The sequence below is a fragment of the Streptacidiphilus sp. PAMC 29251 genome (assembly GCF_054208735.2).
Genome location: NZ_CM135725.2, coordinates 5,506,064 through 5,531,476 on the forward strand (window position 1 = coordinate 5,506,064; position 25,413 = coordinate 5,531,476).

The 25,413-nt window shown below is 70.5% G+C and carries 19 protein-coding genes and 3 pseudogenes; 18 read left to right on the forward strand and 4 right to left on the reverse strand.

Going from position 1 to position 25,413, the window contains the following annotated elements:
* The first annotated feature begins 170 nt into the window (after positions 1–170).
* From ACXKR8_RS26020 to ACXKR8_RS26035, 4 genes are read left to right on the forward strand one after another with little or no spacing between them, the layout of a single operon-like run.
* A complete protein-coding gene (locus ACXKR8_RS26020; protein ID WP_458266994.1) occupies positions 171–1,481 on the forward strand; it encodes an efflux RND transporter periplasmic adaptor subunit in 1,311 nt (436 codons plus the stop codon).
* On the forward strand, positions 1,481–2,311 hold the full coding sequence (locus ACXKR8_RS26025) for an ABC transporter ATP-binding protein (RefSeq protein WP_458266995.1): 831 nt from the start codon (positions 1,481–1,483) through the stop codon (positions 2,309–2,311). The genes ACXKR8_RS26020 and ACXKR8_RS26025 overlap by 1 nt, the downstream gene beginning before the upstream one ends.
* On the forward strand, positions 2,308–3,516 hold the full coding sequence (locus tag ACXKR8_RS26030; protein ID WP_458266996.1) for an ABC transporter permease: 1,209 nt from the start codon (positions 2,308–2,310) through the stop codon (positions 3,514–3,516). Before ACXKR8_RS26025 ends, ACXKR8_RS26030 begins: the two co-directional genes overlap by 4 nt.
* 46 nt (positions 3,517–3,562) lie before the next feature.
* Complete coding sequence (locus ACXKR8_RS26035) at positions 3,563–4,123, forward strand: hypothetical protein (RefSeq protein ID WP_458266997.1); 561 nt, start codon at positions 3,563–3,565, stop codon at positions 4,121–4,123.
* Positions 4,124–4,160: 37 nt separating this feature from the next.
* Here ACXKR8_RS26035 and ACXKR8_RS26040 read toward each other — a convergent pair whose 3' ends face one another.
* Entirely contained in the window at positions 4,161–4,736 is a 576-nt protein-coding gene (locus tag ACXKR8_RS26040) for a hypothetical protein (RefSeq protein WP_458266998.1), read from the reverse strand.
* 216 nt (positions 4,737–4,952) lie between these two features.
* On the opposite strand from ACXKR8_RS26040, the gene ACXKR8_RS26045 reads away from it, so the two are divergent.
* The 5 genes from ACXKR8_RS26045 (at position 4,953) to ACXKR8_RS26065 (ending at position 10,066) form a co-directional block, all read left to right on the forward strand.
* On the forward strand, positions 4,953–6,485 hold the full coding sequence (locus ACXKR8_RS26045) for an efflux RND transporter periplasmic adaptor subunit (RefSeq protein WP_458266999.1): 1,533 nt from the start codon (positions 4,953–4,955) through the stop codon (positions 6,483–6,485).
* Positions 6,482–7,372 carry an ABC transporter ATP-binding protein gene (locus ACXKR8_RS26050; protein WP_458267000.1) on the forward strand — a complete coding sequence of 297 codons (891 nt, stop codon included), beginning with the start codon at positions 6,482–6,484 and terminating at the stop codon, positions 7,370–7,372. Before ACXKR8_RS26045 ends, ACXKR8_RS26050 begins: the two co-directional genes overlap by 4 nt.
* Positions 7,369–8,577 carry an ABC transporter permease gene (locus ACXKR8_RS26055; RefSeq protein WP_458267001.1) on the forward strand — a complete coding sequence of 403 codons (1,209 nt, stop codon included), beginning with the start codon at positions 7,369–7,371 and terminating at the stop codon, positions 8,575–8,577. The genes ACXKR8_RS26050 and ACXKR8_RS26055 overlap by 4 nt, the downstream gene beginning before the upstream one ends.
* Before the next feature lie 28 nt (positions 8,578–8,605).
* Entirely contained in the window at positions 8,606–9,259 is a 654-nt protein-coding gene (locus ACXKR8_RS26060; RefSeq protein ID WP_458267002.1) for a hypothetical protein, read from the forward strand.
* A gap of 72 nt (positions 9,260–9,331) precedes the next feature.
* Positions 9,332–10,066 carry a response regulator transcription factor gene (locus ACXKR8_RS26065; protein WP_458267003.1) on the forward strand — a complete coding sequence of 245 codons (735 nt, stop codon included), beginning with the start codon at positions 9,332–9,334 and terminating at the stop codon, positions 10,064–10,066.
* 267 nt (positions 10,067–10,333) lie between these two features.
* On the opposite strand, the gene ACXKR8_RS26070 is transcribed toward ACXKR8_RS26065, so the two are convergent.
* Positions 10,334–10,540 (reverse strand): hypothetical protein, encoded by a 207-nt coding sequence (locus ACXKR8_RS26070; RefSeq protein ID WP_462099853.1) that lies wholly within the window; start codon positions 10,538–10,540, stop codon positions 10,334–10,336.
* A gap of 50 nt (positions 10,541–10,590) precedes the next feature.
* Here ACXKR8_RS26070 and ACXKR8_RS26075 point away from each other — a divergent pair, with 50 nt between their 5' ends.
* The 9 genes and pseudogenes from ACXKR8_RS26075 to ACXKR8_RS26115 all read left to right on the forward strand — a co-directional run bounded on the left by ACXKR8_RS26075 (position 10,591) and on the right by ACXKR8_RS26115 (position 22,977).
* Positions 10,591–11,508: a sensor histidine kinase gene (locus ACXKR8_RS26075; RefSeq protein WP_462099854.1), complete on the forward strand. Its 918-nt coding sequence runs from the start codon at positions 10,591–10,593 to the stop codon at positions 11,506–11,508.
* A gap of 82 nt (positions 11,509–11,590) precedes the next feature.
* Positions 11,591–13,120, forward strand: coding sequence for a cytochrome ubiquinol oxidase subunit I (locus ACXKR8_RS26080; RefSeq protein ID WP_458267005.1), 1,530 nt, complete (start codon positions 11,591–11,593; stop codon positions 13,118–13,120).
* 9 nt (positions 13,121–13,129) lie between these two features.
* A pseudogene (gene cydB / locus ACXKR8_RS26085) lies at positions 13,130–13,513 on the forward strand (cytochrome d ubiquinol oxidase subunit II); the annotation flags it as partial.
* A 274-nt stretch (positions 13,514–13,787) separates the two neighbouring features.
* Positions 13,788–15,023: an ISL3 family transposase gene (locus tag ACXKR8_RS26090; protein ID WP_458274984.1), complete on the forward strand. Its 1,236-nt coding sequence runs from the start codon at positions 13,788–13,790 to the stop codon at positions 15,021–15,023.
* Positions 15,024–15,027: 4 nt separating this feature from the next.
* Positions 15,028–15,648, forward strand: a pseudogene (locus ACXKR8_RS26095) (cytochrome d ubiquinol oxidase subunit II); the annotation flags it as partial.
* 241 nt (positions 15,649–15,889) lie between these two features.
* Positions 15,890–17,503 (forward strand): thiol reductant ABC exporter subunit CydD, encoded by a 1,614-nt coding sequence (gene cydD, locus ACXKR8_RS26100; RefSeq protein ID WP_458267006.1) that lies wholly within the window; start codon positions 15,890–15,892, stop codon positions 17,501–17,503.
* A gap of 64 nt (positions 17,504–17,567) precedes the next feature.
* Positions 17,568–18,986 carry an IS4 family transposase gene (locus ACXKR8_RS26105; protein WP_458267007.1) on the forward strand — a complete coding sequence of 473 codons (1,419 nt, stop codon included), beginning with the start codon at positions 17,568–17,570 and terminating at the stop codon, positions 18,984–18,986.
* A gap of 296 nt (positions 18,987–19,282) precedes the next feature.
* Positions 19,283–21,166, forward strand: coding sequence for a thiol reductant ABC exporter subunit CydC (cydC, locus tag ACXKR8_RS26110; RefSeq protein WP_458267008.1), 1,884 nt, complete (start codon positions 19,283–19,285; stop codon positions 21,164–21,166).
* Positions 21,167–21,208: 42 nt separating this feature from the next.
* Positions 21,209–22,977: pseudogene (locus ACXKR8_RS26115) on the forward strand (GAF domain-containing sensor histidine kinase).
* On the opposite strand, the gene ACXKR8_RS26120 reads toward ACXKR8_RS26115, so the two are convergent.
* Both ACXKR8_RS26120 and ACXKR8_RS26125 read right to left on the reverse strand, forming a co-directional pair.
* Complete coding sequence (locus ACXKR8_RS26120) at positions 22,974–23,780, reverse strand: HAD family hydrolase (protein WP_458267009.1); 807 nt, start codon at positions 23,778–23,780, stop codon at positions 22,974–22,976. The pseudogene ACXKR8_RS26115 and the gene ACXKR8_RS26120 overlap by 4 nt on opposite strands.
* Before the next feature lie 30 nt (positions 23,781–23,810).
* Positions 23,811–25,373, reverse strand: coding sequence for an MFS transporter (locus ACXKR8_RS26125; protein ID WP_458267010.1), 1,563 nt, complete (start codon positions 25,371–25,373; stop codon positions 23,811–23,813).
* Between the last annotated feature and the right edge of the window lie 40 nt (positions 25,374–25,413).

Genomic DNA, 25,413 nt, shown 5'->3' on the forward strand with positions numbered 1-25,413 from the left:
CTTAGGGGGTTTCTGGGAGCCGCGGCCCGGCGCCGGGGGCAAAGGATGGAGCCTGCCCAGGAAGGGGGGCGTTCTGTCGGATTCCTCCGCTTCCGGGCGGCTCCCGGCTCCCGGCGAGTTCCCAGGAACCGGTCAGCCAATCGAAGGAATGCCCGGCCAGGCTCCCCGCCATGAAGGTGCTTCCACGACGGCGTAGAGCCGCTCTGCTCAACTCCCTGCTCGCCCTGCTGCTGGTCGCCGGTGCCGGGGCGGCCTACGCCGCGGTCGGGACCAGCGGTTCCTCGGCGAAGTCAGCCACCACGACCACCACCGCGACCGTCGCCAGGGGGACCGTGCTGGCGACGGTCAGCGGGTCGGGGTCGCTGGTCTCCCCCTCCGACGCGGGCGACAGCTTCGTCACCGGCGGCAAGGTCACCAAGGTCTATGTGAAGGCCGGCGACACCGTCAAGAAGGGCGAGACCCTGGCCAAGGTCGACCCGACCAGTGCCGAGGCGACCCTGGCCGAGGCGCAGGCCTCGCTGGAGACCGCCAACGCCCAACTGACCGAGGCCGAGGCCGGAACCACCACCACGACGTCCACCGGCAGCGGAAGCAGCACCGGGACGAGTGGCGGCTCCAGCGGCGGCAGCACCGCGACCACCGCGAGCAGCACCACCACGGTCAGCGCCACCGCCGTCGCCTCCGCCGAGGCCCAGGTCAAGCAGGCGTCCAGCACCGTCACCACGGCCCAGGCGGCGGTGGACGGCACGGTGCTGAAGGCCAGCGTCGCCGGAACGGTGGCCTCGGTGAGCAACAAGGTCGGCGACACCGTCTCCGGCAGCACGTCCAGCAGTTCCGGCTCCGGCGGGGCCGGCACCGGCAGTTCGACCACCTCCACGTCCACCACCCCCACCGGCTTCGTGGTGATCACCAACCCGGCCGGGATGCAGGTCACCGCCGACTTCTCCGAGACCGACGCGCTGAAGCTGAAGAAGGACATGGGCGCCACGGTCACCCTGAGCGCCACCAGCGCCACCCTCAACGCCAAGGTGGTGTCCGTCAGTTCGCTTCCGGTGGCCAGCAGTTCCACCGGCAGCTCGTCCACCGCGGTCGAGTACCAGGCGACCCTGGTCATCACCAGCCCCACCAGCAGCCTGCGGACCGGGCTCTCGGCCACGGTCGCGGTCGCCACCGGTGAGGCGTCCAACGCGCTCTACCTGCCGACGGCGGCGGTGAGCGGCACCGGGACCACCAGGACCGTGACGCTGATCAACGCCGACGGCAGCACCCAGACCCAGTCCGTCGAGGTCGGGGTCGAGGGGACCAGCGGGATCCAGATCCTGTCCGGGCTGACGCTGGGTCAGCAGGTCCGGATCACCACGGTCTCCCAGTCCGGCAGCGGCGGTTTCCCCGGCGGCGGGGGCGGCTTCGGCGGCCGGACCGGCGCGGGCGGCGTCCCCGCGGGCGTCGGCGGCGCCGGCGGCGGCGGAGGTGCCCGCTGATGGCGGCGCCCCGTCCGCCGATCATCGCGGTGCGCCGGCTGGTGAAGTCCTACGGCACCGGTGAGGCCGCGGTGCACGCGCTGCGCGGCCCGGTGGACCAGGAGGACCGCCCGCTGGGGGTGGACCTGACCATCCACGAGGGCGACTTCGTGGCCATCATGGGCAGTTCGGGTTCGGGCAAGTCGACCCTGATGAACATCCTGGGCTGCCTGGACATCCCCAGCTCCGGGCGCTACCTGCTGGACGGCCTGGACGTCGGCGGCCTGGACGAGCACCAGCTCTCGCTGGTCCGCAACCGCAAGATCGGCTTCATCTTCCAGTCCTTCAACCTGGTGCCGCGCACCACCGCGCTGGCCCAGGTGGAACTGCCGCTCGCCTACGCCGGGGTGCGCAGGACCGAACGCCGCCGCCGGGCGCTGGCGGCGCTGGAGCTGGTCGGCCTGGGGGACCGGGCGGACCACCGTCCCAACGAACTGTCCGGCGGCCAGCAGCAGCGGGTCGCGGTGGCCCGTGCACTGGTCACCGCCCCGGCGATGCTGCTGGCGGACGAGCCCACCGGCAACCTGGACAGCCGCAGCACCGACGACGTGCTCGGCATCGTGGACCGGCTGAACGCGGCCGGCCGCACGGTCGTGGTGATCACCCACGAGGACGAGGTGGCCCGGCACGCCAAGCGGGTGGTCCGGCTGGTCGACGGCGCGGTGTACGAGGACCTCCGGCAGGCGCCGGTGGACGGACTGCCGCCGGCCCTGCTGGACCCGGACTGGTTCGAGAGCCACTCCCTGCACGTCCAGAACGCCCAGAACATCACCACCGGGGGCCTGCGATGAACCCGTTCCAGACGCTGCGGTTCGCCCTGGCCGGGCTCGCCGCCAACAAGGTCAGATCCATGCTGACGATGCTGGGCGTGCTGATCGGCGTGGCCGCGGTGATCCTGCTGCTGGCGGTCGGCAACGGCTCCTCCCAGGCGGTCAAGGCGTCCATCTCCTCGCTCGGCACCGACTCGCTGACCATCACCTCCGGCACCGGCAGCAGCAGCTCCACCGCGACCAGCACCAAGCCGCTGACCGTGGCCGACGCCCAGGCGCTGGCCGACACCAGCAAGGCCCCCGACATCAAGGGCGTCGCCCCGGAGGTCACCACCTCGGGAACGGCGATCTACCAGGGGGTCTCCCACACCGTCAGCTCCATCGTCGGCACCTACACCGCCTACTTCGAGGCCTCCAACAGCAAGGTCACCAAAGGTGACTACTTCAGCAACGACGACATCAGCAACGGCCGCAAGGTGGTGGTGATCGGATCGACCACCGCCACCGACCTGTTCGGGACGATCAGCCCGATCGGGAAGACCATCACCATCGGCAGCACCCCCTTCACCGTGGTCGGCGAGCTGGCCACCAAGGGCAGCACCGGCTTCCAGGACCCGGACGACGTGATCGTCGCGCCGCTGACCACCGTGCAGAACGCCTTCACCGGCTTCGGTTCGCTGAACCAGATCGTGGTCCAGGCCCCGTCCTCGTCGAAGATCACCGCGGCGCAGAACGAGATCAGCACCATCCTGATGAACCAGCACGGCATCACCAGCTCCAGCGCCGCCGACTTCCAGGTCAGCAGCGCCACCTCGCTGCTCAGCACCCAGGCCTCCACCACCCAGACCTTCACCGTGCTGCTGGGCGCCGTCGCCGCGATCTCGCTGCTGGTCGGCGGGATCGGGATCACCAACATCATGCTGGTCACGGTCACCGAGCGGACCCGGGAGATCGGCATCCGCAAGGCCATCGGCGCCCCCAAGGGCGTCATCCTGAGCCAGTTCCTGGCCGAGGCCATCCTGCTGTCGATCCTCGGCGCCGGGCTCGGGGTGGTGGTCGCGCTGATCGGCGCCAACTTCACCATCGTCAGCATCAAACCGGTGATCCTGCCGTCCTCGGTGTACGGGTCCTTCGGCATCTCCGTCGCCATCGGCCTGTTCTTCGGCAGCTACCCGGCCAACCGCGCGGCGAGTCTGCGCCCGATCGAGGCGCTGCGCCATGAGTGACCGCCGACCTGCCCGACGACCGCAACTCCCCGAGAGGACGCCCGACATGGCTGGACGCCACAGCGACGCAGCGACGACCGAACTGGCCACGGTGGACGCCGCCCAGTTGCCCGAGGTGTACCAGCCCAGCCCGGAGGAGATCCTGGCCGAGCCCCCGGACACCCGCGACATCGCCGCGGAGCTGGCCGCGCCGCCGCGCCGCAGGCTGCCCTGGCTGAGCCTGCTGCTGGTGGCCGGCACGGTCGCCGGGGCGGCCTTCGCCGGCGGCGCGTACTACGAGAAGAACAACGGGACCACCGCCGCCCCCGGCCTGCCGGCCGGCTTCACCCGCCCCACCGGCGGCTTCGGCGGCGGCGCGGCCGGCGGCACCGGGACGGCGACCGGCGACGCCACCTCGGGGACGGTGAAGCTGGTCGACGGCAGCACCGTCTACCTGACCACCAGCACCGGCAGCGTGGTGAAGGTGACCACCAAGGGCACCACCAAGATCACCACGGCGAAGACCGGCAAGACCTCGGACCTGCTGCCCGGGCAGACCGTCACCGTCGAGGGCAGCACGGACAGCTCCGGAAACGTCACCGCCACCACGGTCACCCAGGGAGGCTGAGGGGTGACCGCGGTGGCGGAAGGGGAACGGGTCACTCTCAAGTCGTCGGCGTGGGCGCCGGGGTGCTGCCCGGGGTGGGCAGCAGGGCCTTGCAGACCTTGTAGGCGGCGGCGGTCTTGGGGTCGGCGGTGTTGAGCGACCGCAGTCCGCCGTTCGCCGGGAGGGTGATCCCGTGGTCCTTCATGCAGCTGTTGAAGGCGACCAGCGCGGTGCCGCCGGCCCCGCCGCCACCGCGTCCGCCGCCGAAGCCGCCGGCCGGGGCCAGCGAGGCGCAGGCCTTGAGCGCGGCCTGCGCGCTGGGGTTGGCCGAGGCCCCGCCGAAGCCGCCGCCCCCGTAACCGCCGCTGGGGCGGTCGCTGGGGTTGCGGCTGAAGCCGCCGCTGGGCCGGTCGCTGGGGTTGCGACTGAAGCCGCCGGGACGTCCGGTCGGCATGGAGACGCCGTGCTTGGCCAGGCAGTCCCGGTACGCGGAGAACTGCGCGCTGCCGGAACCGGACGCGGACGGCTGGGCCGCCACGGTCTTGGGGGACGAGGAGGAGCAGCCCGACAGCAGCAGCGCGCCGAGGCTGACTATTCCGGCGGCGGCGAGGGCACGAGGGTGGAGGCTGTTCATAGGGCCAGACCTCACCGCATCGGGGTGCGTGCTGCCTGTATGAAGTCTGGCAACTTGCTGGCAGTCGGTCGGGACGGCAGGCGGTCCGGCCGGGGCTGAGCGGGTGCTGTGCCCGGTTATGTCCGGTAATCAATGATCGTGCCCGCAGCACCGTACCCAGCGAACTCCCAGACACCTCCCAGAGCTTCGCCAAAAGTCCGGGCCAGTCTGTGCGCCATGAAGGTGCTCCCACGACGGCGCAGGGCCGTCCTGTTGAACTCCGTACTCGGCCTGGTGCTGGTCACAGGCGCGGGAGCCGCGTACGCGTCCGTGAACAGCAGCAGTAGCAGCAGCTCCAAGTCCGCCACTCGAACGGCGACTGTTGAGCGCGGCACGGTGCTGGCCACGGTTTCCGGCTCGGGGTCGCTGACCTCGCCGACCGACTCAGGTGTCAGTTTCACCACCGGCGGGACGCTCACCCAGGTGGACGTCAGCGCTGGTCAGAAGGTGTCCGCGGGTCAGGTCCTGGCGAAGGTCGATCCGACCTCGGCGAACGAGACACTGGCCTCCGCGCAGGCGACGCTGACCTCCGCGCAGGCGAACCTGACCGCGGTGGAGGACGGTGACAGCTCCACCAGCAACGGCAGTGGCGGCAGTGGCGGCAGCAGCGGCGGGGGTGGCACCAGCGGCAGCAATCTGAGCGCCACCACCGGCGGCAGCTCGGGCGGCAGCTCCGGCGGCAGCGCGGGCGGAAGCTCCGGCGGCCACAGCGCCACCCCCACCGCGAGCAGCACGCCCAAGCCCAGCCAGCACCCCACCACCACGCCCACCGTCAAGCCCACCGCGACCGCCACCAGCACCTCCGGATCCAGCCACAAGCCCCAGGTCCAGGACGCCGGTTACGTCCAGGCCGCGGCGACCCCCACCCCGACCGTGAACCCGGCCCAGCTGGCCTCCGCCGAGCAGCAGGTCACCACCGCGCAGAACGCCGTCGACGCGGCGCAGCGCGCGGTGGCCGGCACCGTGCTCAGGGCCCCGGTGGCCGGCACGGTCGCCTCGGTGGCGGGCAAGGTCGGCCAGACCGTCTCCGGCACCACCAGCTCCGGCAGCGGTGGCGGCGGCTCGTCCAGCAGCTCCAGCAGCAGTTCCTCCACCGCGCTCAGCGGCTTCGTGGTGATCACCAACCCGACCGGGATGGAGGTCTCGGCGAACTTCTCCGAGGCCGACGCGCTGAAGCTGAAGGCCGGCCAGGGCGCCACGGTGACCCTGAACGCGCAGAGCAGCACCGTCCTCAACGCCAAGCTGCTGTCCATCAGTTCGCTCCCGGTCAGCAGCTCCAGCAGCGGCAGCGGCGGCGGCTCGTCCAGCAGCGCGGTGCAGTACGCGGCGCTGCTGTCGATCACCAGTGACACCTCCGCCCTGCGCACCGGCCTCAGCGCCAGCGTGCAGGTGGTGACCGGCTCGGCGACCAACGCGCTGTACGTGCCGACCGCCGCGGTGACCGGGACCGGCGCCAACAGCACGGTCACCCTGGTCCTCCCGGACGGGTCGACCAAGCGGCAGACGGTGACCACCGGCGTCCAGGGCGACACCGACGTCCAGCTCACCGACGGGGTGACCCAGGGCCAGACGGTGCAGCTGACGGTGGTGGCCAGCTCCGGTTCCGGCGGCTTCCCGGCCGGCGGCTTCCCCGGCGGCGCGGGTCGTACCGCCCGCGGCGGCGGCGCGGCCGGAGGGTTCGGCGGCGGTCTCGGCGGCGGTCGCGGATGAGGCCGCGCCGGCGGCAGGCGCCGCCGTCCATCCCGGAGACGCTGCCGGAACCGGTGCGTCCGCGCGGCCCGGTGCCGATCCTCGCGGTGCGCCGGCTGGTCAAGACCTACGGCCACGGCGACGCCGCGGTGCACGCGCTCAGCGGCCCCTATGACGCCGAGGGCCGCGAGCAGGGCATCGACCTGACCATCCACCAGGGCGACTTCGTGGCGATCATGGGCAGCTCGGGTTCGGGCAAGTCGACCCTGATGAACATCCTGGGCTGCCTGGACGCGCCGACCTCCGGGCGCTACCTGCTGGACGGCATCGACGTCGGCCACCTGGACGAGAGCCAGCTGTCGCTGGTCCGCAACCGCAAGATCGGCTTCATCTTCCAGTCCTTCAACCTGGTGCCGCGCACCACCGCGCTGGCCCAGGTCGAGCTGCCGCTCGCCTACGCCGGGGTCAAGTCGGCCGAACGGCGGCGCCGGGCCATGGCGGCGCTGACCCTGGTCGGCCTGGCCGACCGGGCCGACCACCGCCCCAACGAACTGTCCGGCGGCCAGCAGCAGCGAGTGGCGGTGGCCCGCGCTCTGGTCACCGCCCCGGCGATGCTGCTGGCCGATGAGCCCACCGGCAACCTGGACAGCCGCAGCACCGACGACGTGCTCGCCATCGTGGACCGGCTCAACGCCGCCGGGCGCACCATCGTGGTGATCACCCACGAGGACGAGGTGGCCCGGCACGCCAAGCGGGTGGTCCGACTGGTCGACGGCGCGGTGTACTCCGACGTCCGCCAGGCCGAGCTCACCGGCCTGCCGCCCGCCCTGCTCGACCCGGACGACTTCGCCGCGCACTCCCTGCACACCCAGAACGCCCAGAACATCACCACGGGAGGAGTGCGGTGAACCCGTTCCAGACCCTGCGGTTCGCCTTCGGCGGCCTGGCCGCCAACAAGGTCCGCTCCGGGCTCACCATGCTGGGCATCCTGATCGGCGTGGCCGCGGTGATCCTGCTGCTGGCGGTCGGCAACGGCTCCTCGCAGGCGGTGAAGAACTCCATCGAGGCGCTGGGCACCAACTCGCTCACGGTCAGCTCCGGCGCGGGTTCCGCCACCTCGACCGCCACCAGCACCAAGCCGCTGACCATCGCCGACGCCAAGGCGCTCGCCGACACCAGCCAGGCCCCCGACATCAAGGGCGTCGCCCCGGAGGTCACCACCTCCGGAACGGCGATCTACCAAGGCACCTCGCACACCGTCAACTCGGTGATCGGCACCTACCCGGCCTACTTCGAGGCGTCCAACAGCAAGGTCGCCAAGGGTGACTACTTCAGCGACGACGACGTCCTCAACTCCCGCAAGGTCGCCGTGATCGGCTCCACCACCGCGACCGACCTGTTCGGCACGGACAGCCCGATCGGCAAGGCGATCACCATCGGCGGGACGCCGTTCACCGTGGTCGGCGAGCTGGCCACCAAGGGCGGCACCGGCTTCCAGGACCCGGACGACGTGGTCATCGCGCCGCTGCCGACCGTGCAGAACGCCTTCACCGGCTTCGGCTCGGTGAACCAGATCCTGGTCGAGGCGGTCTCCGCCGACGCCACCACCAACGCCCAGAACGAGATCACCACGATCCTGATGGGCCAGCACGGCATCAGCAGCCCCACCGCGGTGGACTTCCGGGTCAGCAGCCAGACCTCGCTGCTCAGCACCCAGAGCTCCACCACCCAGACCTTCACCGTCCTCCTCGGCGCGGTCGCCGCCATCTCCCTCCTGGTCGGCGGGATCGGCATCACCAACATCATGCTGGTCACGGTCACCGAGCGGACCAGGGAGATCGGCATCCGCAAGGCCATCGGCGCCCCCAAGGGCGTCATCCTCGGCCAGTTCCTGGCCGAGTCCACCCTGCTCTCCCTGGTCGGCGGCGGCCTCGGGGTCGCGGCGGCGCTGATCGGCGCGCACTTCACCATCGTCGGCATCAAACCCGTGGTGATCCCGGAGTCGGTGTACGGGGCCTTCGGCATCGCCGTCGCCATCGGCCTGTTCTTCGGCAGCTACCCCGCCAGCCGGGCCGCGAGCCTGCGCCCCATCGAGGCACTCCGCCATGAGTGACCGTCACCTCCCCGAAAGGACACCTCACATGGCCGGACGCCACACCGACCTGGTCAAGACCGATTCCTTCGTCCCCGGCCTGCGCGAGGAGCCGACCGAGGAGCTGGACCTGACCGATGAGCTCACCCCCGAGGAGATCCTGGCCGAGCCCCCGGACGCCCGCGACATCGCCGCGGAGCTGGCCGCCCCCCCGCGCCGCAAGCTGCCCTGGCTGACCCTGGCGCTCTGCGGCGGTGTGGTCGCCGCGCTGGCCTTTGCCGGCGGCGCCCTGGTCGAGAAGAACAACCTCAAGAGCAGCAGCAGCAACCCGGCCGCGGCCTTCGCCGGCTTCAACCGCGGCGGCGCCACCGCCGGCGGGGCAGCCGGCCGCACCGGAGCAGCCGGCGGTGGCACCGGTGCAGCCGGCGGAGCAGCCGGCGGGGGAGCGACCACCGGAACCGTCAAGCTGGTTGACGGAACCACCGTCTACCTCACCGACAGCTCCGGCAATGTGGTCAAGGTCACCACCGGCAAGTCCACCAAGGTCAGCGTCACCAAGGACGGCAAGCTCGCCGACCTGCAGCCCGGCCAGTCGGTCACCGTCCGCGGCAGCACCGACAGCTCCGGCGACCTCGCCGCGACCACCGTCACCGAGGGCGCCAGCCCGTTCGGCGCCGGCGGATTCGGCGGATTCGGGGGCTGACGCTCCTCACAAACCCCTCATAGAAGCACCGTAGGGTGCTTCTCACCCTCCGCCTTCCCGTCAGGGGCCTCCATGGACAGCACCGAAGCCAGCCTGCTGGTCGTCGACGACGAGCCCAACATCCGCGAGCTGCTCTCGGCCTCGCTCCGTTTCGCGGGCTTCGCCGTCTCCTCCGCCGCGTCCGGGGCCGAAGCCGTCGCCGCGGTCACCAAGCACCGCCCCGACCTGGTGCTGCTCGACGTGATGCTGCCCGACATGGACGGCTTCGCGGTGGTCCGCAGGCTCCGCGACGAGCAGCCGGGCAGCCCGGCCGGACGCGGCGGGGAGCGCGACCGGATCCCGGTGATCTTCCTCACCGCCAAGGACGGGGTGGACGACAAGATCAGCGGGCTGACCGCGGGCGGCGACGACTACGTCACCAAGCCGTTCAGCCTGGAGGAGCTGATCGCCCGGATCCGGGCGATCCTGCGCCGCACCGGAGGCCCTGCCGACGCGGGCCGGCTGGTGGTGGCCGACCTGGAACTCGACCCGGTCGGCCACCAGGTGGTCCGCTCCGGACGGCAGGTGTCGCTCTCCCCGACCGAGTTCAAGCTGCTCGAGTACCTGATGAGCAACACCGGCCGGGTGGTGTCCAAGATGCAGATCCTGGACCACGTCTGGGCCTACGACTTCGGCGGCGACCTCAGTATCGTCGAGTCCTACATCTCCTACCTGCGGCGCAAGGTCGACTCGGGGGCCGACGACAGCCCCAAGCTGATCCACACCGTCCGAGGAATCGGCTATGTCCTTCGTCGCCCCCCTGCGTAGGCGCACCTTCCGCCTGCTCGGAGGAAGCCTGTCGCTCCGCGGCCGGCTGCTGGTGCTCGCGGTGGCCCTGGTCGCTCTCGGCCTGGCGGTCAGCGACGTCCTGGTCCTCGGCACGGTCAAGGTCCAGCTGATGCAGCGGGTGGACGACCAGCTGAACCGGTCCGCCCAGCCGCTGCGGCAGGGCATGCTCTACAGCCAGTTCCGCACCGTCCGCCCCGGGGGCCTGCCCAGCCGCTATGTGGTGACCTTCCGGCTGGCCGACGGCAGCTACAGCGCCCTGGTCCGCCAACCGGTGACCACCAACGACCCCCAGCCGAAGCTCCCGCAGCTGAACGACGCCCAGCTGGCCGCCCACCTCGGCAAGCCGTTCACCGTGCCCAGCGACCACGGCGGCAGCGACTGGCGGGCGCTGATCCTGCCGACCAACAACCCGACCGTGCCCGACATGGTGGTCGCCTCATCGCTGGAGGACAACCGACGCCACCGTCGCCAAGCTCAGCCACGGCTTCCTCGCCATCGGCGCGGTGGTCCTGCTGCTGCTCGCGCTCGCGGGCTGGTTCGCGGTCCGCACCGGCCTGAAGCCGCTGCGCCGGATCGAGACCACCGCCACCGAGATCGCCGCAGGACACCCGCTCTCCCATCGGATGCCGGAGGGCTCGCAGCACACCGAGGTCGGCCGCCTCGCCGGTTCGCTCAACTCGATGCTGGCCCAGATCGAGTCGGCCTTCGCCGCCCGCGCCGCCTCCGAGGACCGGATGCGCCGCTTCGTCGCGGACGCCAGCCATGAACTGCGCACCCCGCTCGCGGGCATCCGCGGCTTCGCCGAGCTCTACCGGATGGGGGCGCTCAGCGAGGAGGCCGACATCAAGCGCACCATGGGCCGGATCGAGAACGAGGCGATCCGGATGGGCGGCCTGGTCGAGGACCTGCTCACGCTCGCCCGGCTGGACGAGCAGCGGCCCCTCGAACTCGCCCCGATGGACCTGCGCACCCTCGCCGCCGACGCCCTGCACGACACCACCGCGCTCGACCCCACCCGCGCGGTCGCCCTCACCGGGCCCGGCGGCGACACCGCCCCGACCGCCGCCCTGGTCCTCGGCGACGAGGCCCGGCTCCGCCAGGTGGTCACCAACCTGGTCGGCAACGCCATCAAGCACACGCCCCCCGGCACCCCGGTCCGGATCGGCGTCGGCACCATCGGCGGCCAGGGCGTGATCGAGGTCGCCGACCACGGCCCCGGTCTGACGCCGGATCAGGCCGCCCGGGTGTTCGAACGCTTCTACCGGGTCGACGTCTCCCGCAGCCGCCAGGACGGCGGCGGCGCGGGCCTCGGCCTGGCCATCGTCTCCGCCCTCACCACCGCCCACCACGGCGAGGTCGAGCTGCTCACCGCCCCCGGCGCGGGCGCGATCTTCCGGGTCCGGATCCCCTCCGCGCTCTGACACACCCCCCGCCTCCAACCGCGGGAACCCCTGAGCGATAATACTTTGTGAATGTGTTCACGTTCACAAAGGAGGCACTGACGTGGAGCTCGCCCTGGCCCACGAGACGATGGCGCGCTGGCAGTTCGGCATCACCACCGTCTACCACTTCCTCTTCGTCCCCCTGACCATCAGCTTCTCCGTGCTCACCGCAGGACTGCAGACCGCCTGGGTCCGCACCGGCCAGGCCAAGTACTTCAAGGCCACCAAGTTCTGGGGCAAGCTCTTCCTGATCAACATCGCCATGGGCGTGGTCACCGGGATCGTCCAGGAGTTCCAGTTCGGCATGAACTGGTCCGCCTACTCCAAGTTCGTCGGCGACATCTTCGGCGCCCCGCTGGCGATGGAAGCGCTGATCGCCTTCTTCTTCGAGTCCACCTTCATCGGCCTCTGGATCTTCGGCTGGGACCGCCTCCCCAAGAAGATCCACCTCGCCTGCATCTGGATGGTCTCCCTCGGCACCGTCCTCTCGGCGTACTTCATCCTCGCCGCCAACTCCTGGATGCAGCACCCGGTCGGCTACAAGATCGGCGCCAACGGCCGGGCCCAGCTCACCGACATCGGCCGGGTCCTGTTCCAGAACACCACCCTGGCCGTCGTCTTCCACACCCTCACCGCGGCGTTCCTCACCGGCGGCGCGTTCATGGTCGGCGTCGCCGCGTACCAGCTGCGCCGGCAGAGCAGGCTCGGCGAGACCAACACCGACAAGATCGGCTCGATGCGGACCTCGCTGCGGCTCGGCCTGGTGATCACCGTCGTCTTCGGCCTCGGCACCGCGATCAGCGGGGATACCCTGGGCAAGGTCATGTTCCAGCAGCAGCCCATGAAGATGGCCGCGGCGGAAGCCCTCTGGGACACCGCGAAGCCGGCCCCCTTCTCGATCTTCGCCTACGGCGACGTCTCCCAGGGCCGCAACACCATAGAGATCTCCGTCCCCGGCCTGCTCTCCTTCCTGGCCTCCGGCAACTTCCACGCGGCCGTCCCCGGCATCAACAACGTCCAGGCCCAGGAGAAGGCCAAGTACGGCAACCTGGCCCCCAGCTACGAGCCCAACATCCCGGTCGCCTTCTGGGGCTTCCGCTGGATGATCGGCTTCGGGATGACCTCCTTCATGATCGGGATCGCCGGCCTCTGGCTCACCCGCAAACGGTTCTGGCTCGCCCCCGAATACCGTCGCGGCGGCGAGGAGCCGCCGCTGCTCATGGTGACTAAGAAGCGCGAGCTCGGCCCCTTCCTCAGTAATTGGGCCTGGCGCGGGGCCATATTGACCATGGCCTTTCCGCTGGTCGCCAACTCCTGGGGCTGGATCTTCACCGAGATGGGCCGCCAACCCTGGGCCGTCTACGGCCTGATGACCACGGCCGACGCCGTCTCCCCCAGCGTCTCCATCGGCGAACAGATCACGTCGCTCACGGTCTTCACCCTGCTCTACGCCCTCCTCGCGGTCATCGAGTTCCGGCTCCTGATCACCTACGCCAAGGCCGGCCCCACCGACGAGGAACCCCCCAGCACCGACCCCACCCTCCGCGGCCCGTCCGGCGACGCCGACAAGCCCCTCGCCTTCGCGTACTGAGGAGACCCCATGCACCTCCACGACGTCTGGTTCGTCCTCATCGCCGTCCTCTGGATCGGCTACTTCTTCCTCGAAGGCTTCGACTTCGGCGTCGGCGTCCTCACCAAGGCCCTGGCCCGTGACCAGCGGGAACGCCGAGTCCTTATCAACACCATCGGCCCGGTCTGGGACGGCAACGAGGTCTGGCTCCTCACCGCCGGCGGTGCAACGTTTGCGGCGTTTCCGGCGTGGTACGCGACGCTGTTCAGTGGCTTCTACCTGCCGCTGCTGGTGATCCTGGTCTGCCTGATCGTCCGCGGCGTCGCCTTCGAATACCGCGCCAAGCGTTCTGACGAACGGTGGAAGCGGAACTGGGAACACGCGATCTTCTGGACTTCGCTGATCCCGGCATTTCGGGTCTTCAAACTTGATGGGCCGTCAGCGGCTTGAGCCAATTGACTGTCACGTTGGGTGACGATGCCGGGTGTGGTGTGCCCCGGATGCAAGGAGCCCGCAGGGATTGGTGATCATGGTTCTTGTCTAGAGAAACCGATCACGAACACCTGCGGGCTCGAACATCAACGATACCTGTGCCGATACGGACGCGACACTGCTGCTGGGCCTGGAGGGGCTGGGGGTGATCAAGGTGGAGGAGGTCGGGCCGGCTCTCGTCGTGCACGTGGCGACGGTGGACGAGGGTGCGCGGGCATGCCCGGAGTGCGGAGTGCTCTCCACGACGAGGAAGGGCCCACGTCTCACCCGCCCCCGCCAACTTCCTTACGGTGGACGACGTGTGGATCTGCACTGGCACAAGTCCCGTTGGTTCTGCGCGGAACCGCTGTGCCCGCGCGGCTCGTTCACCGAGCAGGTCCGCGAGGTGCCAGCGGGGGCCCGGCTGACCCGCGCGCTGCGGCGCGAGGCCGGACGCGTGGTGGCCGACGACGGCCGCACGGTCGTACAGGCCGGCCGTGACCTGGGCATCTCCTGGCCCACTGCCCAAGCTGCCTTCGAACAGTACGCCGAGCTCGTCCTGCCTGATCAGCCGCCCGTGACCGAGGCCGTCGGCATCGACGAGACCCGCAGGGGCAAGCCGGTCTGGCGGGAGAACCCCGAAACGGGCACATGGGAACTGGTCGCCGACGCCTGGCATATCGGCTTCGTCGACGCGGTCGGCGGCCAGGGCCTGCTCGGGCAGGTCGAGGGCCGCAACGCCGCCTCCGTCGCCGCCTGGCTCACCCTCCAGCCCGAGACCTGGAAACAGCGGGTCAGGTACGTGGCCATCGACCTGTGCGCCACCTTCCGCGCCGCCGTGCGCACCGCCCTGCCCCACGCCCGAATCGTCGTGGACTGCTTCCACGTCGTCCAGCTCGCCCAGCGCCACCTGGCCGACCTGCGCCGCCGCCTCACCTGGAGGCACCACGGCCGCCGCGCCCGCAAGGGCGACCCCGTCTGGAGCGTCCGCAAGCTCCTGCGCCGCAACAAGGAAGACCTCACCACCACAGAACTGGCCACGCTTGCCGACGAGTTGACCGATATGGGTACCTACGGCAAGCAGATCCTCGACGGCTGGCGTGCCAAGGAGCTCCTGCGCGACCTGCTGCGGCTCACCGCCAAGCACGCCCACGTCCTTCCCGACCGCTCCGCGGTCTCCGCCGCCCGCTACCGCTTCCAGGCCTTCTGTGCCGACCGCCCCTACCTGGTCGAACTGGTCACCCTCGCCGAAACCGTCGACCAGTGGTGGCACGGCATCGAGAACTACATCAAAACCGGCATAACGAACGCCGCATCCGAAGGCAACAACCGCGTGATCAAGCTCGAAGCCCGCAAGGCCTACGGCTTCCGAAACCGCCGGAGCCAACGCCTGCGATCACACTGCGCAACCACCCGAAGGGCACGCGGAAAGCTGACGACCCATCAACTTTGATGACCCGGCATTTCTGTGGGGAGTGGCGTTTGCGAACATCGTCCACGGGGTCAAGATCAACGCCGCGGGCGACTATGCGGGGAACGTTTTTGATCTGCTGCACCCTTACGCACTGTTGGGGGGTGTGGTGACGCTCAGTCTCTTCACTTTCCACGGTGCGGTGTTCGTCTCACTGAAGACACTGGGGGACATTCGTGACAGGTCGCGGGCGCTGGCTCGGTGGCTTGGGCTTTTCACTGCGGTCGTTGCGCTTGTCTTTTTGATCTGGACCCAGGTCGACGGGGGTGACGGGTGGTCGCTCGGGGCCATGGTCATCGCAGTCGTTGCGTTGGTCGCTGCGCTGGGCTTCAACCAGCTGGGACGGGAGGGATGGGCATTCATCTTCTCCGGCGTGACGATTGTCGCTGCGGTGGCGATGTTGTTCCTTTCGCTCTACCCGGACGTGATGCCCTCCTCGCTGAACCCCGCCTGGTCGCTGACGGTGGTGAACTCTTCTTCTTCGCCGTACACGTTGAAGGTGATGACGTGGGTGGCGGGGGTGATGACTCCGTTGGTTCTCTGCTATCAAGGCTGGACCTATTGGGTCTTCCGCAAGCGGATCGGTGTCCGCAACATTCCGGCGTAGCCGAGGTTTGCCTGCGGCGCGGGTTTGTGCGCGGTGACGGGGGCGGGTCGGAACGGGGAAGTCGCTCTGGGGCCTGCTGCGAAACGGGTGCAGTTCGTCGAGGTGCCCTTATTTCGCCGCTCGCACCCGTTTCTCGCTTTGACGGCCCCTGCCGCGACCACCCCGCCCCGTCCCACCCCCTCCCGTGCGGGGGTGGGGAAAAGCGAGGTTGAGTTCGCCGTAGTACCTATGGAGGTGCAGCATGAAGCCTGTTGATCCACGACTGTTGCGGTACGCGGGGGCCACCAAGGGCTTCCTGGTGGCGTCTGTCGTCCTGGGGACGTTGGGCGCTGGTCTGGTCATCGCGCAGGCAATGCTCGTGGCCACGGTTGTGGTGGGGGCGTTCCAGCGGCATGAGTCTGTGACCCTTCCGCTGGCGCTGCTGGCCGGGGTCAGCGTGCTGCGGGGACTTGTCTCCTGGGGGACCGAGGTCGCCGCGCACCGGGCATCCGCCCTGGTGAAGTCCCAACTGCGGGAGCAGTTGCTGGCGCGGGCGACGGCACTTGGGCCGTCCTGGCTGGCTGGGCAGCGCAGTGGGGAATTGGTCACCTTGGCCACCAGGGGCGTTGACGCCCTGGACGACTACTTCGCCCGCTACTTGCCGCAGTTGGCGCTGGCTGTGGTGGTACCGGTCGCGGTCATTGCGCGGATCCTCTTCGCGGACTGGCTGTCCGCGCTGATCATTGTGCTGACCCTGCCGCTGATCCCGGTCTTCATGGTCCTCATCGGCCTTGCCACCCAGGGTGCGATGGACCGTCAGTGGCGCACGCTGGGGCGACTCTCGCACCACTTCCTCGACGTGGTCGCGGGCCTGCCCACCCTCAAGGTCTTCGGCCGGGCGAAGGCACAGGCGGAAGCCATCCGGAAGACCACTGACCAGTACCGCAGGGCGACCATGCGGACGCTGCGACTGGCCTTCATCTCGTCTTTTGCCCTTGAGTTGCTGGCGACCATCTCGGTTGCCCTCGTTGCCGTGGGCATCGGCATGCGCCTGGTCGACGGCAGTCTGGACCTCTACACCGGCCTGGTCGTCCTGGTCCTCGCCCCGGAGGCCTACCTCCCGATCCGCCAGGTCGGCACCCACTACCACGCAAGCGTGGAGGGGTTGGCCGCAGCCGAGCAGATCTTCGCGGTGCTGGAGACCCCGCTGGCGAAGAGCGGGAATGTGTCGGCCCCCACCACCTTCGGCATCGTGATGGATGATGTGACGGTAAGTCATGCCCCAGGTTTGCAGGGCCTCTCGCTGGCTGTTGAGACTGGCGACATCCTGGCGATCACCGGAGTGTCCGGCATCGGCAAGACCACCCTGCTCTCCACCCTCCTGGGTTTCACCACTCCTGATTCCGGCAGCATCCGGATCAACGATCACGAGCTGACCGACCTGTCACCGGCCTCCTGGCACTCCCGTATCGCCTGGGTGCCCCAGCACCCGCACCTCTTCGCGGGGACGATCGCCGACAACGTCCGCCTGGCTCGTCCCCAAGCCACCGACCGTGAACTCAAGAACGCGCTCCAGGCCGCCCACGCCTGGGAGTTCGTCAGTGAACTCCCCCTCGGACCCGCAACTCCCCTGGGCGAGAACGGCGGTGGCCTCTCCGCGGGTCAGCGCCAGCGCCTCGCTCTGGCCAGAGCCTTCCTCGCCGACCGTCCCCTGGTCCTGCTGGACGAGCCCACCGCGAACCTGGACGGGGCCAGCGAAGAGGCCGTGGTGGACGCCATCCGGAGGCTCGCCGAGGGCCGTACGGTGATCCTCACCGCCCACCGGCCCCAACACCAGTGCGTTAAGCCTGTGACCTGCGGCGCAACCCCGGCGTGAACGTCGAACGGGACTCCTGATAGATCATCTTGCTGCCAAGCTCGGATGATCATCGGGAGTCCCGTTGCGCGATCAGTCTGCCACCACGCCCGCCATGCAGGTGATCCCGGGGGTCTACGCGCCGGGCCACTTGGGCGAGTTGACCCAGATCGTGGATTTTGCCCTGGTGGACGCCGTGCTGGAGGAGACCGGGGCGCGGGAGAAGCGGCTGCGGCTGCTGCCCGCCCGCGTGATGGTGTACTTCGTCCTGGCTCTCGCGCTGTTCGAGCACGCCTCGTACCGGGCGGTGTGGGGAAAGCTGACCGCGCACCTGCCCGCGGCCGTGATCGTCCGGCCAGCCGTCTCCTCGCTCGCCCGGGCGAGGCGCCGCCTGGGTGCCCGCCCCCTCAAGGTGCTGTTCGAGACGCTGGCGGGTCCTGTCGGCGAGCGCCACCGCCCCGGCTCCTTCTACCGGGGGCTGCGCACAGTGGCCGTCGACGGCACCAGTCTGCACGTGCCCGAAGACGCGCAGGTCACCTGGCTCTATCCCAAACGGGTCGGCGAGAAGAGGGAGTTCGGCTACCCGCTGCTACGCCTGCTGGTGATCGTCGAGTGCGGCACCCGGGCTCTGCTGGGCGCGGCCTTCGGCCCCGAGGCAACCGGTGAACTACCCTACGCCACACGCCTGTTGCACGTGCTAGACGCGTCGATGCTGCTGCTGGCCGACGCGGGCTTCGACGCCGTGCACTTCCTGGCCGACACCGCCGCGACCGGCGCCCACTTCCTGGTGCGCTCGGGCGCCAGCCGCTGCCCCACCGCCCTTCAACACCTCGCAGACGGCTCCTACCTGGCCCGCCTGCGCGCCCCCTACCGGGCCGGCCTGGGCTACTCGCCCCTGCCGGTGCGCGTGATCGAGGCCGAGGTCACCGTGACTCTGTCCGACGGCACCGTACGCACCGAGCAGTGGCGCCTGCTCACCAGCCTCCTCGACCACACCACCCACCCCGCAAGCGAACTCCTGCACCTCTACCACGAGCGATGGCAGGCGGAGACCGCCTATTTTTCGATCAAGGCCAGCATCCTGGACGGCCGCGTCCTACGCTCGCGCAGCATCGACGGCCTCGACCAGGAGGTCTGGGCACTGCTGACCGCCTACCAGGTGCTGATTCGCGCCGCTGCCGACGCGATCACCGACCAGCCCGCCCTGGATATGGACCGCCTCAGCTTCACCGTGCTGCTGCAGGCCGCCGCAGACACCGTCCTGACCGCCGCCGGCACCACGATCCAGGACAAGGCCGACCTGGTGGGAAGGATCGGCGCAGCGATCCTCGCCGACCTGTGGCCCGCGCACCGCCGACAGCGCGTCAAGGCCCGCAGCAAGAAGAACACCACCAGCAAATACGCCCCGAACGCGGGCAAGCACCCCCAGAGCGCACCCACCTACACCTTCAGCGCCAAGATCGGAATGCTGGAGAACGGACTCACTGCCCGCCCACGACGCTGACAGCCACGCAGGCCACGGTTGCACCGCAGGTCAACGCCCTAACGCACTGGTGTTGCCACCGGCCCGCACTGCTCGCCCTGGCGACCCGCCGACTGACCCTCGGTACTACGGCGAACTCAACCTCGTTTTTCCCCACCCCCGCACGGGAGGGGGTGGGACGGGGCGGGGTGGTCGCGGCAGGGGCCGTCAAAGCGAGAAACGGATGGAGCGGCGTAGAAAAGGCACCTCGACTCTCACCCATCCGTTTCGCAGCAGGCCCCAGAGCGACTTCCCCGAACCGGCCCGCCCCCGCTGCCATGCAACCACCCGCGCCGCAGGCAAACCCCAGGCCAGCGCAGCGCCCCGCGCCGCAGGCAAACCCCAGGCCAGCGCAGCGCCCCGCGCCGCAGGCAAAGCTCAAGGCACCGCTGACGCGAATCCGCGCTGCGGCTCGTACAAAAAGGCAAACTCGCCGGACGGCGCTCGCGGTCACGTTGGCGACACTTGCTCTGCTGTCCGCCACCGCCTTGATGGGAACCTCCGGTTGGCTCATCGATCGGGCCTCCCAACAGCCGCCCGTGCTCTACCTGATGGTCGCCGTCACCTCCGTTCGCACCTTCGGAACGGCCCGCAGCGCCCTCCGTTACGCCGAACGCCTGGTCAGCCATGACACCGTGTTCCGCTCCCTCGGGAGCCTGCGGGCCACCGTCTACACCCGCCTGGAGCGCCTCGCGCCCACAGCGACCGCCTCCCGCCTCCGTGGGGACCTCCTCTCACGCCTGGTCAACGACGTGGACGCGGTCCAGGACTACATGCTTCGCTTCCGGCTTCCCACCGTCTCCGCCGCCCTGGCCGGGCTGGCGACCGTCGCCGTCACCGCCTGGATCCTCCCCACCGCGGGGGCCCTCCTCGCAATCGGGCTGCTCCTCGCCGGCGTAGCCGTTCCCGTCCTCACCGTGCGGCTCTCGGCCCGTGCCGAGAGCAGTCAGGCCGCGACCAAGGGACGTCTCGCCGCCGAGACCGTCGCCGTCCTCGACGGCACCGCCGAACTCACCGTCAGCGGCGCCCTGCCGAGGCGCCTCGCTCAGCTGGGGGTGACGGACGGGCGCCTCACCGCGATGTCCCGCCGCTCCGCCGGCGGAGCCGGCGTCGGCACGGGCCTCGGCGTCGCCCTGACAGGCCTCACCGCCACTGCCTGCGGCCTCCTCGGCGCCCAAGCGGTTGCCGCAGGCCGCCTCGACGGCGTGCTCCTCGCCGTACTCCTGCTGACCCCCCTGGCCGCTTTCGAAGCGGCCACCGCACTGCCCGTGGCTGCACAGATCCGCCGCCGCTCCGCGCAGTCCGCTGCGCGGGTCCTGGACCTGGTCGACACCCCCGACCCGATCCAGGAACCCGCCGAACCCTCCCCGCTCCCAGCTAACCCCCTGCCCCTCACCATCCAAGGCCTCACCGCGACCTGGCCCGGCAGGGCCACCCCCGCCCTGACCGAAGTGGACCTGACCCTCCCCGCAGGCCACCGCCTCGCCGTCGTCGGCCCCAGCGGTTCCGGCAAGACCACGTTGGCGAACGTCCTGCTCCGGTTCCTGGAACCGACCTCGGGCAGCGTCACCCTGAACGGCACCGATGTCACCGCGCTGGAGAGCGACACCGTCCGTACCGCCATCGGCACCTGCGCCCAGGACGCCTATGTCTTCGACAGTTCGCTGCGCGAGAACCTCCGGTTGGCCCGCCCCGACTGCACCGACGCCGACCTCGCGCACGTGCTCACGGCGGCGCGCTTGGACACCTGGGTGGCCGGCCTCCCGGACGGGCTGGACACGATGGTGGGGGAGCACGGCGCCCGGCTTTCCGGGGGCCAGCGCCAGCGGCTTGCGTTGGCGCGGGCGCTGCTCGCGGACTTCCCGGCGCTGATCCTGGACGAGCCGGCCGAGCATCTGGACCTGCCGACCGCGGACGCGCTGACCGCGGACCTGCTGGCAGCGACGGAGGGCCGGACCACGCTGCTGATCACCCATCGGCTGGCCGGGCTGGACGCCGTGGACGAGATCCTGGTGCTGGACCAAGGCCGGATCGTCCAGCGCGGCACTTGGCAGCAGCTCAGTACCCAGGACGGCCCGCTCAAGGCCATGTGGGACCGCGAACAGCAGGCGGACGCGCTGCAGCTCGAACCCCACCAGAAGAACCCTGCGCTGCTGGTCTAACCCCGCTGTCGGGGCCGCGTGCCGCGCACTAGCCTCGGTGGCATGACCGACCTTCCGCGTACGACCCTGGGGCTGGACGCCCTGGTCACCGAGGTGTCCGAGCGGTTGCACGCGGTGGCCGCGGTCAACGACCGCATGCGGGAGCTGCTGGAGGCGGTGGTCGCCGTCAGCTCGGGTCTCGACCTGCACGCCACCCTGCAGCGCATCGCCGCGGCCGCGTCGGACCTGGGGAACGCCAAGTACGCCGCGGTGGGCGTGCTGGCGCCGCACACCAGTGGGCTGACGGACTTCATCCAGGTGGGCCTCACGGAGGAGGAGGCCGCGGCGATCGGTCCGCTGCCGGTGGGGCGGGGGATCCTCGGGGCGATCATCGACGATCCCCGGCCGCTGCGGCTGGACGATCTGACGGCGGATCCGCGGGCCACCGGGGTGCCGCCGAACCATCCGGTGATGCACTCCTTCCTCAGCGTGCCGATCCGGGTGCGGGACGAGGTCTTCGGCAATCTGTACGTCACCGAGAAGCGTGGTCCGACGGCCTTCACCGAGGAGGACCAGCAGGTCATGCAGGCGCTGGCGGCGGCGGCCGGGGTGGCCATCGAGAACGCCAGGCTGTACGAGGAGGGCCGGCGCCGGGAGCGCTGGATCGCGGGCGCGGGCGAGGTCACCACGGCCATGCTGGCCTCGGAGGACGCCCATGCCGCGCTGTCCATCGCGGCCGAGCAGGTGCGGGATCTGGCCGCTGCGGCGCTCGGCCTGATCCTGCTGCCGACCGGGGACGGCGGGCTGCGGGTGTCGCACGCGGCCGGGTCGGCGGCCGGGTTCGTCACCGGGGAGTACGTGCCGGGCAGCGACCAGGTGGCGCGGCTGCTGGAGGGGGACAGCGTGATCGTCGAGGACATGGGCGCGGACGGCCGCACCTCCTCGCGGTTCGCCCGGGTCTTCGGCCCGGCCATGGCGCTGCCGATGAAGAGCGCGGGGCGGATCCTGGGCGCGGTCGCGGTCTGGCGGGAGTCGGGGAAGCCGCCGTTCACCGAGGTGGAGCAGGAGCTGGCCGAGGCCTTCGCCTCGCAGGCGGCGCGCTCGCGCTGCGGCTCGCCGAGGGGCAGCGGGACCAGCAGCGGCTGGCGGTCTACCAGGACCGCGACCGGATCGCCCGGGATCTGCACGACCTGGTGATCCAGCGGCTGTTCGCCACCGGAATGATGATGGAGACCGCGGCCAGGCTGGCCAAGGTCCCCGAGGTCAGGACCCGGATCAGCACGGCGGTGGACGAGCTGGACGCCACCATCCAGGAGGTCCGCACGACGATCTACGCCCTGCAGCACGACGACACCCCGGACGGTGGCGGGGATCTGCGCAGCAAGGTGCTCAGGGAGGCCACCCAGGCGGCGGGACCGCTGGGGTTCAAGCCCTCGGTGCTGTTCTGCGGCCCGGTGGAGTCCATGGTCGGCGAGCCCCTGGGCCGGCATCTGCTGGCCGCGCTGCGGGAGGCGCTGTCCAACGCGGCCCGCCATGCCCGGGCCTCGACGGTGACGGTGACCGTGGACGCCACCGCGCATATCGCCGACAACGGTCGGCCGACCGGGGGTCTTGACCTGGGCGGACCGGATCTGGAGACCGCGCTGCTGGCGGCCGGCCGGCCGGCGGTGCTGCTCACGGTCACCGACGACGGGGTGGGCATCCCGGCCGAGGGGCGCCGCAGCGGGCTGCGCAATCTGGCCGAACGGGCGGAGTCCCTCGGCGGCACGGCCTGGCACGGCCCGGGCCCGGACGGCCGGGGCACCACGGTGTCCTGGACCGCGCTGCTTTAGAGCTCGGCCACCAGGGCCTCGATGACGGCGGCGACGCCGTCCTGGTCGTGGTCGCCGGCCCGCAGGGTGGTGGCGGCGAGGACCTCGGGGTGGGCGTTGGCGACCGCGTAGGCGCTGCCCACCCAGGCCAGCATCGGCAGGTCGTTGGGCATGTCGCCGAAGGCCACCACCTGGTCGGCGGTGATGCCCCGCTCGGCGCACCAGCGGGCGAGGGTGGTCGCCTTGCTCACGCCCAGGGCGCTGATCTCCAGCATCGGGCTGGACCGGGTGATCTCGGCCAGACCGCCGGCCGCTCGGCAGGCGCGCCGCAGCAGCTCGTCCGGGTCCATGGCGGACAGCTTGACCAGCATCTTGAACACCGCGTGGGCGTCGGCGGTGGTGAGGAACTCCTCGGCGGTGTTGATCCTGCTGACGTCCGTCGCGTCCCAGGGCGCCGAGCCGAAGCCGGGTTCCTGTGAGAAGCCGGACGGGTACTCGAAGGCGAAGGAGGCGCCGGGGAGCTCCGCCCGCAGCGCGGTGACCAGCGCGAGCGAGTCCTCGGCGCGCAGGGGGAAGGACTCCACCAGCTCCTTGCGCCGCACGTCGTAGACGGCGCCGCCGTTGGAGCAGATGGCGACCCCGTGCCGGCCGATGTGGTCGGTCAGCGACTCCATCCAGCGCGGCGGGCGGCCGGTGACGAAGACGATGGAGATCCCCGCCTCCTCGGCGAGCGTCAGCGCGGCCTGGGTGCGGACGGAGACCGTGCCGTCGCTGCGGAGCAGGGTGCCGTCGAGGTCGGTGGCGATCAGGCGAGGAGTAGTCACCGGTCCATCCTCGCTCACCGGGGGCGGTTCTCAGCCGACGGCGGGGAGCAGGCTCCCCACCTCCTCGACCTGCTCCGGGTCCTCGATCACCTTCGGCACCCCCCGCAGCGCGAACAGCGCCGCCACCGCGCCGACCGCGCAGATACCGCCGCCGATCAGCGAGCTGACATGCAGGCCGTGGACGAAGGCCTGCTGTGCGGTGTGCAGCAGCTCGGGGCCCTGCGGGGCGGGCAGGGCCCGTCCGGCCAGGGTCGCGCCGCCGACGTTCTGGTGCGCGGCGGCGACGACGCTGCTGCTGAGACCTGCGGGGAGGTGCAGTGCGCCGCGGTAGCTGCTGGCCAGGACGCTGCCGAGGATCGCGATGCCGAGGCCGCCGCCCAGCTCCATCGCGGTCTCGCCGATGGCCGCGGCGCCGCCGGCCCGCTCCTTGGGGGCGGTGGCCATCATGGTGTCCATGGTCACCCCGAAGATGAAGCCCATGCCGATGCCGTTGACCAGGACGATCGGGGCCAGTACCCAGTAGTCGGTGCTGATGCCGACGGTGGACATGCCGACCATGCTGACGGCCATCAGGCCGAGGCCCAGCGCGGTGGTGCGGGCCCGGCCGGCCCAGTGGATCAGCGCGGCACAGGACGGGCCGCCGATCATCGCGCCCAGCGGTCCGGCCAGGGTGGCCAGCCCGGCCTGCATCGGGGACCAGCCGCGGACGTCCTGGAAGTACTGGGAGAAGGCCAGCGCCAGCGCGGAGACCGAGACGATGGTGACCAGGTTGGCCCCGACCGAGCCGGCGAAGGCCCGGTTGCGGAGCAGCGGCAGGTCGATCAGCGGGTTGGCGATCCTGCTCTGCCGCAGCCCGAAGCACAGCAGGGCGACGGCGCCGATCGCGGCGGCGGTGACCACCTTGGTCTGCGAGAAGCCGTCGTGGGCGCCGGTCTGGATGGCGTAGACGGCGCCGAACAGGCCGACCACGGAGAGCAGCAGGCTGGGGACGTCGAGCCGCTGGGGCGAGGGGTCGCGGGACTCGATCAGCAGGGCGGAGCCGCTGGTGATCAGCAGCAGCATCACCGGGACGTTGATCAGGAACACCGAGCCCCACCAGAAGTGGTCCAGCAGCGCCCCGCCGATCACCGGGCCGAGCGCGAACCCGGCGGCGGCGACGCCACCGGAGATCCCCATGGCCAGGGTGCGCTCCTTGGCGTCGGTGAAGGTCGAGCGGATCAGCGAGGCCGTGGACGGCATCACCGTCGCCCCGGCGATGCCCTGCAGTACCCGTCCGGCGATCAGCAGGTCGGGGTTGCCGGCGTAGGCGGTGAGCAGCGAGGCCAGGCCGAAGCAGGTCGCCCCGATCATCAGCAGCCGTTTGCGGCCGATCCGGTCGCCCAGCCCGCCCATCACGACGAGCAGGCTGGCCAGGGCGAAGCTGTAGGCGTCGGCGATCCAGAGGATCTGGGTGGCGGAGGGGTTCATCTCCCGCACCACGTCGGGGATGGCCAGGTTCAGCACGGAGTTGTCGATACCGAGGAGCAGCGCGGCGGTGGTGCAGATCGCCAGCGTGCCCCACTTACGGGCCGGAGAGACTGTCGTCGAGGTCATGCCCAGACTCTCGCGAACCCCCCTGACCATCCCCTTACCA